Below are 17,085 nucleotides of genomic sequence, written 5' to 3'. Positions count from 1 at the left end.
TTCGGAATGAGACTATTCCGAACCCCTTTTGTCTACAAACTGAGAGGGTATCTTCTGGAGATACCCTCTTTATATTTGTACGATTTGCTCCTGAAAGAAATCCATAGACAGCAAGGCTTTCCCCATGACTTCCAGACCGGGATAATCTCTTGTATCCCCATGCCAGAGAACATGAATACTCTTCAATTTACAAGTAATTTCCTCTGTGAATTGCTGAAAATATTCGTAATGAAAATCCTCACCATTTTCATGAATAAACATAAATTCTTTTTTATTTGATGAAGCTGGCATCTGGGGAGGGGAAATCCACTCCAGCTCTATGGTTTTATCAATAGGCACAGGCATCCTTATGCTCTGCAGCTGATTATGATTCACAAAAAGGATGTCTGCAATAAGGTTTCCTTTGATAAAAACTGTTTTTGAAGGCAAGATGGCAGAACATTGCAAAGAGTCCACTGACCATTCCATTTTTGAAATGTGACCGTTCTTAATAGGCATCGGCAAGCAATCGAAAATTGAAATATCCAGGTCCGCTTTTCCTATTAATACAGGAAGCTTGACTTGAAGCTCATTCCGGTAACATTCACCGCAGCATGGCGCCGGTTCTTCATCATTCATAAGACTGCTGCTTGAGGACTCCTCCAGCATACCAAAAAGTTCATCACTTAACTCCGCTGCAGCTTCACTTTCGTCAGAGACAGCCATCACTCTCTCTTCAGTTTCGCTAATGGACTCTTCTTCATCGTTATCCGGTGCTTCGCTTAACATAACTCCCTGCAGCAAACCTGAGAAGTATTCAAGCAAAGAAGAAACTTCCTTATATGTTGTCTCTTCAGGTTGGGCTGCCGATTCGGATTCTTCACATTCACTTTCCAAAAATAATTCTTCCAGCACAAAGTCAGGACAGGTATTACTGTGATCAGAAGATTCATCCAGCAGTGCCAGGAATTTTTCCTGAAGCGGGGGAGTGTCATTACACTCCTCATCCAGGATGCTGCATGCCTTCTTCAGCAGAAGTGAGAATTCGCCTTCATAGCTGGAAGACTCTTCATCATGGTTAGCCTGCCAACTCTCTTCATAGTCACATTCATTCGGTTCCTTCAACATTGGATGATCTTTTTCAGATGAAGATTCTTCACAGTCGAAATGATTAACAGGGTCAAGGGCAGAAGATTCACTATTGTCATAGCCGAATTCTAAAATCAGTGCAAATGCTTCATCCTGTCTGGGCTGTATATAATCTTCTTCAATCTCGCTAGAAGAAGACTCGTCAAGCATATGGGCAAATTCATCTTCCAATGCCATAGCAGTCTCAGATTCTTTAATAGCAGCTTTAGGTACGCTGTTATTCAATTCTGTTTCTTCATTTATTTCGTTCATCACGCCGTCATTCAGCATGCCAAGAAAATCCTGTGTCAGATCACTTTCTTCCGGATCCATAACCAAAGAATTGGATTCTTGCATTTCCGCCTTTTCCTCAAATACTATGGTTTCATGACTGCCTGCTTGGCCGAGGGATTTTTCGGCTGGCATGAATTCGTTCAGGTTTGTTTCTGCATCCGGCCGGGAAGATTTAACATCAGACCCGCCAGGCAAATGGCTCTTCGTGAATGCAGGCTGGTTTGAGTATTTACTGGGTAAAGAAGGGGACCAGCTCAGCATTGGAGAAAAGGGCGTCAGCATGTCATTCAGCTGCTTTGGAAGTCTAAATTTTTTAGGCTTTGTCATTTCGGTTTTATCTTTAGGTGGTACACTTTCTTTCTCCGTATTCTCCTTTTCAGCTGCTTTTTCAGACAGTGCACTGGTTTTGATAATTTGGCTCGATTCAACAGATGGAGGCGGTAAAATAAGCGGAAACGACTTTGTTTTTTCGCGGGTAACAGAATTGCCAGCTGCCTTTTGAACTTTTTTAGATTCCTCTTCATTTACAGCTTCAGCTGATTCATGGTTTTTTGAATTGTTTCCTGTATAAAAGAAAAACTGCTGCTGTTCCAACGGATTACCAGTATCTGCATCGATCCGGTAAATCCGGTTATAGGCACTTCTCATATCACTCATATACATAGGAAGGTGCTGCAATTGCGGAGCATCCCCACCGGTCCCCTCCTTACGTCAAGTTTTAAAAGCTGATCAATCAATGGAAAATAATCTGCTGAGATCTATTCACAATCGAAGCAGTCATCGTGATCATTGGTGGTTGAAGAAACACGGATTTGCTGTTTTTGCAGAACTTTAATGACCAAATCTACAACCATTTTTTCCTCCACCTTAGTAAATACTCCTTCTCCGATCGGGGAGCGGTTAGGCAGGGGACGGCGGTCAATCGCTTCATCCCATTCAATTATTCTGCTTGAAATCAGCTCACAGAATGGCAATTCATTATAATGCTGCACACTTTTCTGATGAAATTGAGAAAGATCACTTGATTGTAACTCATCTTTCTCCGGATATCCCCGCGGTACAGGCCTTGATACGAGAAAATCAAATTCCTGGCGGTGATTCATTTCGGGCATCATCGGACAGGTAAGAAACTTTTTAATTTCGGTCACACATTGGAACGGAACATCAATTGTATAGGAATGAATATCAGATGCTACGGTTTTGTCTGTATGCATTTCGATGTCAGGACAGGGGCTTGCATACTGAATATTCTTGCGCACAAAGCCTTTAATAAACAGCTGGTCAGCAGGCAATAACAGGCGGCATTGTGTTAACTTTACTGTTTTCTTGATATCCTTAATCTCCAGTACAGGTTCCGGAAAAGTAATTAGGGCATTTACATTCACTTTTAGACATAGCTCAGCCAGAACGACAGGGACCTTTGCCGTAATTTTTCCAATGTTCACTTGAGTATGATGAATGGTGCTTTCACAATCACAGTTCTGAGCAGAAATCTGGCATTCCGCTTTATCTCGATCTTTATGTTCTTCAGACATTTGGGCTCCTCCTGAAATCATGATAATCACATCCTATGCATGATAATCGTCTATGTTTGGGCGTTTACCTATTGCAAAAACGAAAAATGGGTGTGGAAAATTTTGTGGGTGAATGTCATTTTAAGGGCTTTTGAATATGATGCTAGTAAATAAACATAAAAAAGCAATACCTGTCCATGAAAAGGAACAGGTATTGCCTGGTCATTTGCATTAAATTGCTGTTACTCTGACTTGCTGGTTTTGAAGAACTTTCACAGTAAACTGCAGGAACATTTTTTCAGAGATCGTTTCGAATGTTCCTTCCTGCCAGTTGGCACTGTTGTGGAATGGCTTGCGGTCAATGGCTTCATCCCATTCTGTAATTCTGCTCGAGATCAGCTCGCAATATGGCATTTGATTGTAGAACTGGGTACTGTCCTGATGGAACTGGGAAAGATCGCTGGAAAGGAAGTGATCTTTTTCAGGATAGCCATGTCCAAGATCCTGCTGTCTGAAGAAATCAAATTCTGCACGAGAGTTCTGGAAAGGAAGCTGTGGAGTTCTATCAAAATCATCTTCTGCAATTTCGACGACACATTCAAAAGGCACATCAGTTGTCAGGGACCGCATTTCTGAGTTCACGCAAACACCTGAGTTGTAGCAAGGTGCAGCATATTGAATATTTTTTCGTACATATCCTTTAATGAATAAATGATAAGAACCTTCCACAAATGGATCCGTTCCTGCTGCAACACCTGGAAGAAGAAGTTTGCACTGGACGATTTGTACTCTCTTTTTAATATCTTTAATTTCTAGGACTGGCTCCGGGAACTTGATCTTAGCAGCTAGGTTTGTCCTAATATTCAAAACAGCAAGTTCAACAGGTACTCTGATGACAGCTGCACCTGCATCTGCAATAGGAGTGGATCCAGGGGAATAAGCGCAATCTCCCACATTAGCAGACACATTAATATCTACGCATTTGTTATCTTTTTTCAATGTTGTTCCTCCTTATTAAATTTACTTCAAGATATAGTATGCAAATCCTTATTTGAATGCATTGGACAAACATGGAAATTTCTAGGGATGATGCAATGGCGGATAAAATGTGAGTGGGTACGGGCACAATTGGACTTCTATTACGCATAAGATTCAAAAGGAGGAGTGAGGAGAAATGGAAAGACACAATTTTCTTGCTGTTGATATCGGAAACAGCTGGTATAAGGCATTAGCTTCAGAAAATGGTATTTTGTCAGAATATCAGATTCCAAATGCTATCGCTTTATTTGATGCGGAATTCTATGAAAAGCCCTATGATGATGATGATATAGTGTTTGAAGAAAATTTAATAGTAGAGGTAAAGAGCCAGGCAGTAGTAGATCGAAGAGAAATATTCTATATCGGCAAGGGAGCGGCTAAACAGCGGGACGTAAGCCTGACTGCATTCAATAACCAGAAAGTTGATGAAGACAGAACCTATTTGCTGCTGTTTGGCCTTGCAGGCTATCATGCAGCACTTCAGCATCCCGAAGAAACAGAAATCACTTATTCTATTGATCAATTAGCTGTATCTCTTCCGACCACACAGTATAAAGAGAGAAAAACCCGCCTTAAAGACAAACTGGCTGGAACACACACGATCATTTTTCATAAAGTTCCCGGACTTTCAGAACCAAAGGAGTTAACCGTTAAAATTAGCATCCATGATGTGATTGTCGGTGCTGAAGGTGCGTGTGCCTATTTGGGATTAACCAGAGATCAGGAAACCTTGGGCATCAAGGATGAAGAGCTTGTTAAAGAATCACAGAAAGGAATCATCATTGGTGACCTAGGAGGAGACTCAGTCGACTTTGTGGGAATTAAAAATAATAAGCCTGTCGCATCTGTAGAAGGGGAGCCTTTCGGGATCAACCAGTTTCTGGATCACATCATTCAAAGGGTGAGTAAAAAGGAAATGTACCGATTTGACTCCCGTGCCGAACTGGAGGAAAAATTGGCGGAAGGACCTTCAGGTTGGTATGTCGAGCCTTTTGCAGGGGTCAGAAAGGATATCAGCAAATACATTTTGCCGCAGTTAAAGTCAATGGCAATAAAATACCTCGAGCATTTTGATCGTGTAAGGAGCAGCTCATCAGAGATTAAAGGGGCTGTCCGGTATATTGCTGTAGGAGGAGCAGCCAAACTCGCCCAAAAGCAAATTCAGGAAGCTGCCGCGAAATGGTCGGATAGAGGAAGGCCAATTGAATTAACTTTTCCTGAAAACATGGAAAAATTAAATGTTCTTGGTCTTATGATTCTGGCAAAAATGAATCAGCTTAAAAGGGAAAAAGAAAGTAATCATTCCATTTCAAACAGAGGTTAAGGATGATGGAAAAGGTGAGAACTTATACCGACTATGCGAATAAAACAGCCTTAACAATCCCGGACCATTTCATTGATGTCAAAACCGGCAATTCAGTAAAAGTATCACAGAAGATTCAGGAACAAGTCGACTATCATTCCAATAACAATACGCTGATCCATTTAGTTCTATCAGCTTTAAACAGCTATCTCCATCCCAAAAATATGAACAGCGACATCATACTGGCAGAAATTAATGAAATTAAGAGAATGATGCAGTCTGGCTACGCTGCAGTCCAGACGCCAGCATATAAAGAGAAAGTTTTTCACGGCTCAAAACAAGATGAGGTTGATTTAAAAGAAGTAGAGGATGTGCTGGAGGCATTTGGAGGATAATATACTAAGATACCAAAAAAGGTGCACCATGCCACTATGGTGTACCTTTTTTGTATGGCTGTTTAATTATGAACGATAATCCATATAGCTGAGCCATTTAGAAGCAATATAGTCCTATAAGCGGACTGCAGGCAAACAGGTAACAGCACAAAAACAGGATAGGTCCACATTTATGCATATGCCTGTAGGAATGAGATCTTCTACGTTTTCACAGTCGATTTGGCTGCAAGGGGAACAAAAATCTTTGGTATGTGATTTAAATGGGTCTTTAGTGGATTTACATTGCTTGAAAGTCAACAGTTCCAATACAGCGCATTTGCCATCAAATTCTTTTATTCTAAAAATGAATGATGTAATACAAGCAAATTTCTTTTCCTTAGAATGATGAGTGAATGTTGTAACACCTGTGGCTTTAAATGGTTCACAGCTCCCGCAATATAAAAGGAAAGGAATTGTATTCTTTTTTGGTTTCTTATGTCCTCCCATAAGGTCATCAATGGATTCCCGGCAGGAACTCCTGCATTCATCTTCCATTCCCACTTTTTTCTGTGCTCTGAAAATGGCTTCCAAAACCTCTTCAACACAATTTTCATAGAAATTTTTCCGGTGTTTCCCCTCGTCCCATTCAGGTTTTATATGACAATCACAGTCATAATCATGCTCATGGCAAAAATCATGCCTTTCAAAGTCTTTATTTTTTTTTCCGCACAAACCCATGATTTTTCACTCCCCGAAAAATTAGTTCCACCATTAGCATACGGCTTCACCTAAGTTTTTGAATGAGAATGCCGCCTATAAAAAGACATTTTTTTTGTTATTCCAACAAGGGGCAGCATTAATGCCTGGACATGTGTACAAGCCATTTCTGCTGGGAAACATAGAATATTACTGGCAAGTACTTGCTATGTTAAGTTGATTTATAATGGTATGAGAAGCTTCAAGCCTTTGAGTTAACATATTAAGGAGTGAGTACAATGAAGCTTTATTTAGACCCTGGACACGGAGGTACGGACCCAGGCGCTCAGGGAAATGGAATAAGAGAAAAGGATATTGCGTTGATATCGCAAAAAATATAAAAAATATCTTATTGACCAGCTATCAGAATATAGAAGTTAAAATGAGCCGTGAAAATGATGTGACTAAAAGTTTGAGTCAAAGGACATCTGAAGCCAATAGCAGGGGGGCGGATTTTTACCTCTCAATACACTGTAATGCCGCGAATGGTGCAGCGAGGGGGTATGAAGATTTTATTCATAACAGTCTTGGAAGCAATTCCCAAACAGCCAGCTAATCAAAAAAGCGGACTTAAATGTGTCCGCTTTTTTACTATATAACATACATAAAAACACAAAGAAAATGAGCCATACTTCCCATCATGATGAAAATATGAAAAATCTCATGAAAACCCATATGATTGAATTCAAGGAATTTTGGTTTAACAGCATAAATCACTCCGCCGATCGTGTAAAGAATGCCTCCAAGCAAAAGAAGCAGAACACCAGCTGAACTTAATGATTCAGAAAGAGGAGAAAAGGCGAAAACGATAATCCATCCCATGGCAATGTATAACGCTGTTGAAAGCCAGCGCGGGCAGTTGAACCAGATCATTTTAAACAAAATACCTGATAATGCGACAGCTGTTACAATACCAAATAGAACCCAGCCGGTCACACCATTTAAGGTAATGAGGCAAAAAGGTGTATAAGAACCTGCAATCAATACATAAATCATAGAATGATCAAGCTTTCTTAAAAATGCAATGACTTTATCCTTGGCGATGACCATATGATAGGTTGCTGATGCCGAATAAAGAAGCATCAAACTGATTCCAAAAATAGCAACAGCCGTAATGGCAATCGGCGAAGAGGTTGTCAGTGAGGCTTTGATCACCATGGCAAGCAATCCGGCAAAGGATAAAATGGCTCCTGCTAAATGGGTTAGTCCATTGATGGGCTCCCGGATGTACGAATTCATAATATCTCCTCCTAATGTTCTTATATGTAGTTTTTATAACTACTTATTATAATATACATAAAACATCATCTAGTCAATATTTACAAACTGCGTTTTTTTAAGTAGAATTTATATAACGACAAATGTGGGATTTGAGGGATTGTTATGGAATTGGAAAAGCTCATTGCGGATAACCAAATTCAATTGGAAGATATACCGCAAATAGATTTATACATGGATCAGGTAATCCAGCTATTTGAAAATACCTTTGGCAGCGCGAAGAGAAATGAAGAAGAAAAAGTGCTGACTAAGACAATGATAAATAACTATGCCAAAGGGAAATTGTTTTTTCCTGTCAAAAATAAAAAATATTCAAAAGAGCACCTTATATTAATTGCTTTTATTTATCAGCTTAAAGGGGCTCTATCCATAAACGACATTAAAAGCCTGCTAAATGACGTTAACACGAGGACAGCAGCAGGAAAGATGGATCTGGACCATTTTTATCAGCTTTATCTCGATTTGGCGAAACGGAATGCCGATGCATTTATGAACGATCTGGAAAATCAGGCGGGCAGGGCAGCAGAGCTAAATGAAGGGCAGCCAGCCCAGCTCGAAAAAGTCCTGCTGGCATCTTCACTGGTTCATATGAGCAACTTGTACCGCAAAGCAGCTGAACGCATTGTTGATGAGGTAAAGGAGTCAGCGGATGGTAAATAGAAAATCGGGAAAAATCATTAATAAAAAAGAAAAACGAAAACCAGGACTGCTGCGCCAAATCATGTCCGAGATTCTCGATTTAGAAATAATAGTATTTCTTATTCGCATCATACTGTGGATACCGCGGTTAATTTTCAGCTTCTTTAAAAATTTATTTTGATGGCCAGAGAAAGGGAAAGCCAGTACAGAGAGGTTGAACATTGTGCAACTTCTGACACAAAAACCAAAAAACCCGGGTTCTGAGTCGGAACCTGGAGCAACTTCGGACACAAAGGTGATAATCCAGCTCTCAGCGTACGACCCTGCTCCCATCAGACGAAAAACAACAACTAAAGCATATCCCCACATCAAAAATCAGCCGGCTCAAACAAACAAAAACCCGGGCCGCCAATGATATGCTCCCCTTTAGGTAGACAGATTAAAAAATAAAAATCTGGCTGCTTATGGGGGAGTATTTATTATGTCTAAAAGATCTTACTTTGCAGAAGAAAAATATGAGATATTAAAGGAATTAGACGAGCATTATTCAACATATAAACTTGAGTCAAAATATAACGTACACCCTTCAACGATTTTGGAGTGGAAACACAAGTATGATAAGTGTGGTTTTGAAGGTCTAAAAGAGTCTTCCACTTGGAAAAAGTATTCCAAGGAATTGAAGCTAGCTGCCATTAGAGATTGTCTGTCTGGGGAGTATTCTATACGTGAGGTTGCTAGATTGTATGAAATATCAGATGCTTCTGTCCTTAGAAGTTGGATAAAGAAGTATAATAGTCATAGAGATTTAAAAGATACGTCACCAGGAAGGACGAGCTCTATGACTAAAGGAAGAAAAACGACTTGGGAAGAACGAATACAAATTGTAATTGATTGCTTGGGAAACGGAAAAGATTATCAAGAAGCAGCTAATACTAATAATGTTTCTTACCAACAAGTCTATCAATGGGTTAAGAAGTATGAAGATGGAGGAGATGAAGCGCTAAAAGATAAACGTGGTAATAAAAAAGAAGAAACTAGCTTGACTCCAGAAGAGAAAATGAACCTTCAAATGAAAAAATTAGAAAGAGAAAATGAACGGTTACGTGCAGAGAATTTATTTTTAAAAAAGTTAGAGGAGATCGAAAGGAGGCGAAAATAAGCCAAATCCAATTTGAGGATAAGTATGTCGCTATTCAAGAGCTTCACCAGAATGAAGGTTTAAGTATTAGTTTACTTTGTGAAATTGCTGGTATTGCACGATCTGCATACTATAAGTGGCTAAATCGTACTCCTTCATCCAGAGAAATATTGAATAAAGAAATCATCAAAGAGATGAAAATTCTCCATGAAAAAGTTGATGGCATATTCGGTTATCGTCAGATGACCCTTCACATGAATAGAAAGTTTGAGAAGAAACTTAATCATAAAAGAATCGATCGGTTGATGAAAGTGGCTGGATTACGTTCTGTCATTCGTGTCAAGAAGAAGCAATATAAACGCTCTACACCTCAACATGTGGCAGACAATATATTAAATCGTGAATTTACAGCCGAAAAACCAAATGAAAAGTGGGTAACAGACGTTACAGAATTTAAGTATGGCCAATCAAAAAAGGCCTATTTAAGTGTGATTCGTGATCTTTATGACGGATCCATTATAAGTTATGTTCTAGGACACTCCAATAATAACCAACTTGTATTCAAGACACTTGATCAAGCCACAGCACTATTGAATGGAGAACACCCTCTTATCCATAGTGACCGTGGATTTCAATACACCTCTAAAGGGTTCAAACGTAAAATAGATGCAGCGGAAATGACACATAGCATGTCACGAGTGGGTCGGTGTATTGATAATGGGCCAATGGAGTCTTTTTTTGGGACACTGAAATGCGAGAAGTATTATTTACATAAATATAAGACATTTGAGGAACTTACTACTGCGATGGATGAGTACATACATTTTTATAATCATGAAAGATATCAAAAAAGATTAAATGGCCTTAGCCCTATGGAATATAGAGCTAAAGCCGCTTAAATCATTTTTATTATTTCCACTGTCTACTTGACAGGGGGCAGTTCACAAAGCCCGGGTTCATTTTTATAGAAATACGAAATAGATAACCCCCGCCAGTACAATCCTGTAAATGGCAAAAGGAATCAGTTTAATCTTGCCGATAATCTTCAAGAAGAAGCGGATCGAAATTAAGGCAAAAACAAAAGCACTGATGAATCCTGCAATAAAGAACGGAAGCGCCTCGACTGAAAAGTATTCAAGATTCTTTATTAATGAAAGAAAACTTGCACCGGCCATGATTGGCACAGCCATGATAAATGTAAAATCAGCTGCAGCCCGGTGTGACAAGCCAAGCAGTACGCCGCCGGAAATGGTGGAACCTGAACGCGAGAATCCAGGCCAAAGGGAGAAACACTGGATCAATCCGATAGATAAAGCCTGTTTATAGGTGATTTGATCAACCGATACTGTTTTCGGGTTTTTGCCTCCAAAAATATCAGCAAAAATCATCAAAAAGGCACCAATAACCAAACCAATCAGTACCGTCTCAGTTGAAAACAGGTGTTCATCAATGTAATCCTCAAACAATACGCCTAGAATCCCGGCAGGAATTAACCCGACAATTACTTGAGATAGTTTCAGGCGGCTTTGTGTTTCTTCAGAGCTTTTACCTCGTCCCCCAAGACCGAGCATTTCAATGAACCGGTCTCTAAAAATAATCACAACCGCTAATATGGAACCGAGCTGGATAACTACTTTAAAGGTATTGGCTTCATATTTTGATAAAAACTCTTTTGTATTAAGCCACATATCATCGACAATAATCATATGTCCTGTCGATGAAACTGGGGCAAACTCCGTCATTCCTTCAACAAACCCCAATATAATTGCTTTCAATATCATAATAAAATCCATAGCTGTTAAATTCTCCTTTTAATCTGATGCAAATAAACTCCATTTAATGATTATAAACCATTTGAGATAGATAGGAACATTTTTTTACAAAGTAATATAGATGTAAACTGTCTATTAATTCAGCGGAAAAAGGCGTAAAAGTGATTGTAACACTGGTCAATAATAGGCAGAATTCCCCGATTAAAGTCTTTGAAATATAATAGAATCTTAATAAAAAATAGTTCGATCACTAATTCACAAACTCTTCACAGAATTCCAAAGTCTTGTGAGAAAAATCACCAATTTCAGAGCTGATTTACCATATGATAAAAGCAGATAAACCAATCGATTATAAGGAGGAAGTCAAAATGAAAAAAGGAGTAAAATATTTGCTTACTTCCGCAATAGGCATTGCCTTGCTAACGGGATGCAGCCAGGGGGCAGCACCGGAAAAATCTCTTCAGCCCGAAGAAAAGGTTTTGGCTGCAGAAACAAACCAGCCTAAAGCAATCGCTCCCCACAAAGATTTAAATCAGGAACCTATTCCATTGAAGATTGATAGAGTCGGGGCGAATGAAGTGAATGTCGAAATGACATCCCAAATCACAGATATTGAAATCGACAAAGGTAAATTCTATAAAGCATGGACATTTAACGGGGAAGCACCGGGACCGGTAGTAGTTGTCAATGAAGGGGACACAATTAATTTCACTTTAAAAAACATGGATCCGGCTATACCGCACAGCATGGACTTCCACGCTGTACACGCTGCTCCGTCAAAAGACTTCTCGAACGTCCAGCCTGATGAAACCGGAACATTCAGATACCCTGCCAATAAACCGGGCGTGTTCATGTATCACTGCGGGACTGCACCGGTATTATCACATATCGCAAACGGAATGCACGGAACGATCATTGTAAAGCCTAAAGACGGCTATCCGACTGATAAGGAGATTGATAGAGAATACACAATTATTCAAAACGAATGGTATAAGTACAACGACCTTGATGATTTTACAAATGGCGTTCCGAGTCATGTGGTTTTCTCAACAAAAGCGTTAAAAGAGGGAGATCCTAATACAAATGGGGATACGTTCACGCTTAAGGACAATCCTCTTCTGGCTAAAGTAGGGGATAAAGTGAGGATCTATGTAAACAATGTGGGACCAAATGAAGTAAGCTCTTTCCATGTGGTTGGTACGGTGTTTGATGATGTATACATTGACGGCAACCCTTTTAACCATTACAAAGGTCTCCAGACGGTCATGCTCCCGGCGAGCGGCGGAGCTGTTGTGGAATTTACCGTTACGAAGGAAGGCAGCTACCCAATCGTGACGCATCAATTTAACCACGCACAAAAAGGAGCCGTCGCCATTATAAAGGTAACTGAGACCGGTGAAGACGACGGCAAGGCTACAATGAGCCATTAAATATAAATAAAAACTCAACTTAAACTAAATTATACAAGAGAAAAATCAAAAATGGAATCCCTTTTTCGGCTGTCTTCTAAAAGATAGCCGGAATGCATATTTCCCGGCAGGTGAAACGCTTAAGTGTATTAAAAAATCGGAAGGAACACAAATCTGACTGAAACAACTAGCGATTCCAATTAGGAACCGCTTTTTTGTCCGCTGTTTTCATAAAATGAATATTTTTCAACGTCTTTTGCCCATAGCTTCGCATTTTTTCCGCTAAGCTCAGCAATCCATAGATCGCCTTTTTGCTCTGCAAGCTTTTTTCTGATCCATGTTAACTTACCAGCTGTCTTTAGATAAAGAGGGTTATAATCTCCAATTGAATTTTTGGGATAGGTGATTCTCGTCTGCTGGGCCTTGCTGAGCTGTATCAGACAGAGTGTTGGTTCGGGCCGCTTTTGCGGATCATTTGACCATTCACTTTCATCCACGCGTGAGGCAACCAGCCTTTCATTATCCACCCAGGTAAAGCCCATTTCCGCAAATTTAGCAGGGGTGAGGTTCAAGGTTTTAAAAGCAGGCAATTCAGCCACCTTCAATTTTTTGTTTTTGAAGCCCATCACAATTCTGCCCCCGCCCGCAATGTAGCCCAATAAATTCCTGCCGGGCGCCCACTTAGGGACGTCCAAATGAAGGATCATCTCATCAAGAACTTCAAAATTTTTCCCATTAGAGGAAATGACGCAAACCATATCACTGTCCATGGCGAGCGATGCAGTCGGACTCACAATGAAAGAGATCCATTTCCCATCAGGTGAGAATTCTAATGCCGTTGCGTTAATGGACATAATGGTAGCATTTCCGCTGCCTATTTCTTTAGGAATCGTGAAAAACGGTTTCACATGGTGGGTCAAATTCATATTTTCAAGTTCTGCCGGCAGCTGAACCTTATATAGAGTAGGGCTTGTCCAGCCATCCGGCTTTAAGACGGCGCTTGAAGATACAATAAAACTTTTTCCGTCAGGATACCAGTTATAATCATCTACTCCTAAAGCAATATTATGGAATTGATCCAAATCCGATATGTTTAAGACACCATTGCTGGTAAAAGCAATTCTATAATCGGAAGGTGCCCATTTGGCATTCCCGCCACCTTGAAAAATCCTTTTATGCTTCTTCGACTTTACATTGTATACCCATATCTCTGTCCTGTTTTCCATATCAGGCGAATGGGATTCCTGCGCTTCTTTTTCATATAGGAGCCATTGACCATCATAGGACCACTTTGGCGTATTCGTAAATTCCCCAGGCTCAGCAGTAATCTGTTCTTCAGCCACTCCTATCTTTATCCATAAATATCCATTTCGTATAAAAGCTGCCTGTAACCCATTTTCCGTTGTATCTCCCCATGCCTCTGACGGGATAATAAGCAGGAAGCAGAAAAGAAGCAAAATCAACTTGCGCATATCAGTTTCATCTTCCTTCAAGTTATTTAATCATGCTTATTATGAGCAAAGGGAGTTAATTTATTGAAAACATATAAAAAGTTCACATTGAAAAAGCATTATATTTTCGATATGATATCGTTTACTTTATAATTATCGAATAGCAGACAAAATTGCCCAGCTCCGTTTTTTCGGATGCTAAAGGGGAAAAAACAACTATAATTGGATTAAAATTGGAGGAAATCAGCTTTGTTCATTGCTATTTTGTTTTTTATGTTCATGTCCTTTTTCCTGTCGGGAAGTGAGACGGCATTAACTGCTGTTAACAAAATGAAATTAAAATCAAGAGCGGACAATAATGATAAGAAAGCACAAAAAATTTTGGATGTGGTTTCGAAACCTGATGAGATGATTACATCCATATTGATTGGCAATAATATTGCTAATATCATGCTGCCTACACTTGTTACCATAATTGCGCTTGAATATGATTTCAGTGTAGGGGTGGCAACGGGTATTCTGACTGTAGCACTGATCTTATTTGCAGAAGTTCTGCCAAAGTCCATCGCAGCAAGCTTTGCAGATAAAATTGCTTATATCGTTTTTCCGGTCATTCGAATCCTTATGCTGATCTTAAAGCCGGTGACTTTTCTAATATCCAGGTTCACGCGGGGCATTATTAATTTTCTTTCAAAAAATAATGGGGATTCAGTATCTGTATCCAAGGAAGAGCTCATTACCATGGTTGATATAGCTGCCAGCGAAGGAACCTTCCATGAAGAAGAAACACAGAGAATTAAAGGCATCATTGATTTTTATAATTTAGATGTCAGCGACGCTCTGAAAACGCCGAGAATGGAAATTGAAGGCATTCCATATGAAGCAACGGTAGATGAAGCAAAGAATATAGTGTTGGATAATCGTTTTACAAGGTATCCGGTTTATAAAGATAATATGGATAATATTGTTGGAGTTTTCCATGCTAAGGCTTTGCTCTCCTGGTCCAATCAGCCTGAGAAATACCTGACGGATTTTACTGACTTAGAGCCTTTATTTGTCTACGAATTTCATAGCATTGACAGGGTATTCAAAATGATGATGAAAGAAAGGAAGCACCTCGCCATTGTTCTTGATGAATATGGCGGGACGAAAGGCATCATTACACATGAGGATATTCTTGAAGCGATGCTTGGCCAGGAAATAGAAGATGAAACGGATGAAGACACTGAAGTGCTGATTGATGAATTAACGGAGAACCATATTATTGTTCACGGCAAACTGGCGATCCGCAGAATCAATGAAGTCTTTAAAACAAAAATTCCCGAAGATGAAGACATCCTTGCAGGATTTTTACTAAAAGAACTGGGTCATTTTCCTGAAGAAGGGGAAACATTCGAATATCACCATCTGCATTTTGAAATTAAATCTATTGAAGACAACAGGATTAAGCTGGTCGAAATTAAGAAAAAAACACCTTGATGTATATGAGCATTATTTCCGGACGGGAATAATGCTTTTTTACTGTCTATAAAAAAATCAGGATAAAAGCAGGAGGAGAATGGGAACAATAGGAGCAGAAAAATAAAAAATAATTTTTATTTTTCTGAAAATATAGGTCCTTTTTAGTATATAATAAAATAAAAAAACAAAACCGGGGTGATCTAATCATGGAAAATAAACCATTTCATTATGACGGAAGCGTACAAACGAACTATGAAAAAGGCGGAGAAGCAAGCTCAAGCATTCCTTTTGAACTAACAGATGAAATGAGAAAAAATATCGGAACCAATCCGTATTCACCTGAAGTACAAGAATAATTAAGGACCCGATTCTGGGTCTTTTTTTTTGTTATATTCGTAAAGTTAGGTTGCTATTTGGATCTAAATTAGACCTCTGAGTTGATTGGAGCGGAAGGCACTTGATCCTCGAAAATGCTGACCTTCGTGCGGTGTTAAATCGAGGAAGCTTATTCAATGTCCTGCGGGAGGAGAGGGAAGTGTGAGACCCTGCAGACGAAGCCGAGGAGGCTCGCATTCCTCCCCGCGGTTTCGCTGCGTGCCTGGAGCGGAAATCAACGGGCTGACTTCATAAACTAAAAAACAGCATCTTTGAAAAAGAGCCTTTTTTTTTGGATTATCATTTATTTGTTTTGGGTAATAAAAATAGCGTGAGCAAATCATTTGAAATTCTTTTTTGTTTTGAATATGATTATCTCGGATTAAGAATAAAAATGATCATACTGCAGGATGAATACATATTTTACTTCTGATTCAAACTAAGTTGACAACTCAAAAATGGAAAGGTGATAAAATTATGGCTCAGGTTTTATACATTACAGCACACCCTCATGATGATAAGGTGTCATATAGCATGGCAGCAGGAAAGGCATTTATTGATTCCTACAAGGAAGCTAATCCAAATGACGAAATCGTTCATATTGATTTATACAAGGAAAATATCCCGGCGATTGATGTGGATGTTTTCAGCGGATGGGGCAAGCTTCAGTCAGGCAAAGGTTTTGAGGAACTGTCTGAAGATGAAAAGACAAAAGTAGGCCGCTTATCCGAACTAAGCGAACAATTTGTTGCAGCTGATAAATATGTATTTGTTACACCGCTTTGGAACTTCTCGTTCCCTCCAGTAATGAAAGCGTATCTTGATTCAGTGGCTGTAGCCGGCAAGACATTTAAGTATACGGCTGAAGGACCAATCGGGTTATTGACTGACAAAAAAGCGATTCACATCCAGGCTCGTGGAGGCATCTATTCTGAAGGGCCTGCAGCTGAGATGGAAATGGGTCACCGTTATTTAACAGTATTAATGCAATTCTTCGGCGTCCCTTCATTCGAGGGTCTGTTCGTGGAAGGGCACAACGCAATGCCTGATAAAGCTGAAGAAATCAAAGCTGATGCCATTGCCCGTGCAAAAGATAAAGCAAAAACTTTCTAAACAAAAGCAGCGGATTTCCGCTGCTTTTTCTTTTTGACTAGGCATATATAAGGAGAGCTCTTG

15 protein-coding genes and 1 pseudogene are annotated in these 17,085 nt (G+C 39.6%); 9 read left to right on the top strand and 7 right to left on the bottom strand.

All coding sequences use genetic code 11. The features are described 5' to 3' along the window. Positions 1-69: 69 nt before the first annotated feature. The 3 genes from PBF_RS15950 to PBF_RS15940 all read right to left on the bottom strand — a co-directional run bounded on the left by PBF_RS15950 (position 70) and on the right by PBF_RS15940 (position 3,914). The gene (locus PBF_RS15950; RefSeq protein ID WP_035330928.1) at positions 70-2,079 is read right to left on the bottom strand and encodes a hypothetical protein; all 2,010 of its coding nucleotides are present in this window, start codon (positions 2,077-2,079) and stop codon (positions 70-72) included. 80 nt (positions 2,080-2,159) lie between these two features. Further along, positions 2,160-2,936, bottom strand: a complete 777-nt coding sequence (locus PBF_RS15945) for a CsxC family protein (protein ID WP_035330927.1) — start codon at positions 2,934-2,936, stop codon at positions 2,160-2,162. Between the two features lie 210 nt (positions 2,937-3,146). Continuing rightward, entirely contained in the window at positions 3,147-3,914 is a 768-nt protein-coding gene (locus PBF_RS15940; RefSeq protein ID WP_035330926.1) for a CsxC family protein, read from the bottom strand. Positions 3,915-4,089: 175 nt separating this feature from the next. Between PBF_RS15940 and PBF_RS15935 the strand changes: the two genes are divergently transcribed. Next, positions 4,090-5,277, top strand: a complete 1,188-nt coding sequence (locus PBF_RS15935; RefSeq protein WP_035330925.1) for a ParM/StbA family protein — start codon at positions 4,090-4,092, stop codon at positions 5,275-5,277. 2 nt (positions 5,278-5,279) lie between these two features. After that, the gene (locus PBF_RS15930) at positions 5,280-5,651 is read left to right on the top strand and encodes a hypothetical protein (RefSeq protein ID WP_051488894.1); all 372 of its coding nucleotides are present in this window, start codon (positions 5,280-5,282) and stop codon (positions 5,649-5,651) included. A 114-nt stretch (positions 5,652-5,765) separates the two neighbouring features. Here the strand turns inward: PBF_RS15930 and PBF_RS15925 are convergent, their stop codons facing one another. Further along, on the bottom strand, positions 5,766-6,368 hold the full coding sequence (locus tag PBF_RS15925) for a CotY/CotZ family spore coat protein (RefSeq protein ID WP_035330924.1): 603 nt from the start codon (positions 6,366-6,368) through the stop codon (positions 5,766-5,768). Positions 6,369-6,625: 257 nt separating this feature from the next. On the opposite strand from PBF_RS15925, the pseudogene PBF_RS25505 reads away from it, so the two are divergent. Beyond that, positions 6,626-6,936, top strand: a pseudogene (locus PBF_RS25505) (N-acetylmuramoyl-L-alanine amidase family protein); the annotation flags it as partial. Between the two features lie 41 nt (positions 6,937-6,977). Here PBF_RS25505 and trhA read toward each other — a convergent pair. Next, positions 6,978-7,625, bottom strand: coding sequence for a PAQR family membrane homeostasis protein TrhA (gene trhA, locus PBF_RS15915; RefSeq protein WP_035330923.1), 648 nt, complete (start codon positions 7,623-7,625; stop codon positions 6,978-6,980). A gap of 144 nt (positions 7,626-7,769) precedes the next feature. On the opposite strand from trhA, the gene PBF_RS15910 reads away from it, so the two are divergent. Together PBF_RS15910 and PBF_RS25500 are read left to right on the top strand one after the other, a co-directional pair. Further along, positions 7,770-8,324, top strand: coding sequence for a DUF1836 domain-containing protein (locus tag PBF_RS15910; RefSeq protein ID WP_035330922.1), 555 nt, complete (start codon positions 7,770-7,772; stop codon positions 8,322-8,324). 460 nt (positions 8,325-8,784) lie between these two features. Beyond that, positions 8,785-10,340 (top strand): IS3 family transposase gene (locus PBF_RS25500; RefSeq protein WP_152539687.1). Its coding sequence is split into 2 segments (ribosomal slippage): positions 8,785-9,424 and positions 9,424-10,340, totalling 1,557 coding nucleotides; the frame shifts between segments, so codons are not numbered across the junction. A gap of 63 nt (positions 10,341-10,403) precedes the next feature. On the opposite strand, the gene PBF_RS15890 is transcribed toward PBF_RS25500, so the two are convergent. Beyond that, positions 10,404-11,234 carry an undecaprenyl-diphosphate phosphatase gene (locus tag PBF_RS15890; RefSeq protein ID WP_035330918.1) on the bottom strand — a complete coding sequence of 277 codons (831 nt, stop codon included), beginning with the start codon at positions 11,232-11,234 and terminating at the stop codon, positions 10,404-10,406. 347 nt (positions 11,235-11,581) lie between these two features. Between PBF_RS15890 and PBF_RS15885 the strand changes: the two genes are divergently transcribed. Further along, a complete protein-coding gene (locus tag PBF_RS15885; RefSeq protein ID WP_035330917.1) occupies positions 11,582-12,643 on the top strand; it encodes a multicopper oxidase domain-containing protein in 1,062 nt (353 codons plus the stop codon). A gap of 179 nt (positions 12,644-12,822) precedes the next feature. Here the strand turns inward: PBF_RS15885 and PBF_RS15880 are convergent, their stop codons facing one another. Beyond that, a complete protein-coding gene (locus PBF_RS15880; protein WP_035330941.1) occupies positions 12,823-14,094 on the bottom strand; it encodes a TolB family protein in 1,272 nt (423 codons plus the stop codon). Positions 14,095-14,322: 228 nt separating this feature from the next. Between PBF_RS15880 and PBF_RS15875 the strand changes: the two genes are divergently transcribed. The 3 genes from PBF_RS15875 (at position 14,323) to PBF_RS15870 (ending at position 17,022) form a co-directional block, all read left to right on the top strand. After that, positions 14,323-15,552 (top strand): CNNM domain-containing protein, encoded by a 1,230-nt coding sequence (locus PBF_RS15875; protein WP_035330916.1) that lies wholly within the window; start codon positions 14,323-14,325, stop codon positions 15,550-15,552. A 188-nt stretch (positions 15,553-15,740) separates the two neighbouring features. Then, the gene (locus PBF_RS26530) at positions 15,741-15,890 is read left to right on the top strand and encodes a hypothetical protein (protein WP_200870057.1); all 150 of its coding nucleotides are present in this window, start codon (positions 15,741-15,743) and stop codon (positions 15,888-15,890) included. Positions 15,891-16,386: 496 nt separating this feature from the next. Continuing rightward, on the top strand, positions 16,387-17,022 hold the full coding sequence (locus PBF_RS15870) for an FMN-dependent NADH-azoreductase (protein ID WP_035330915.1): 636 nt from the start codon (positions 16,387-16,389) through the stop codon (positions 17,020-17,022). Positions 17,023-17,085 lie beyond the last annotated feature (63 nt).

The sequence above is a fragment of the Cytobacillus firmus DS1 genome (assembly GCF_000565285.1).
Classification (GTDB): Bacteria; Bacillota; Bacilli; order Bacillales; family Cytobacillaceae; genus Cytobacillus; species Cytobacillus firmus_A.
The sequence above is the reverse complement of the archived record's forward strand: the minus strand, read 5'-3'. Positions and strand labels throughout refer to the sequence as shown.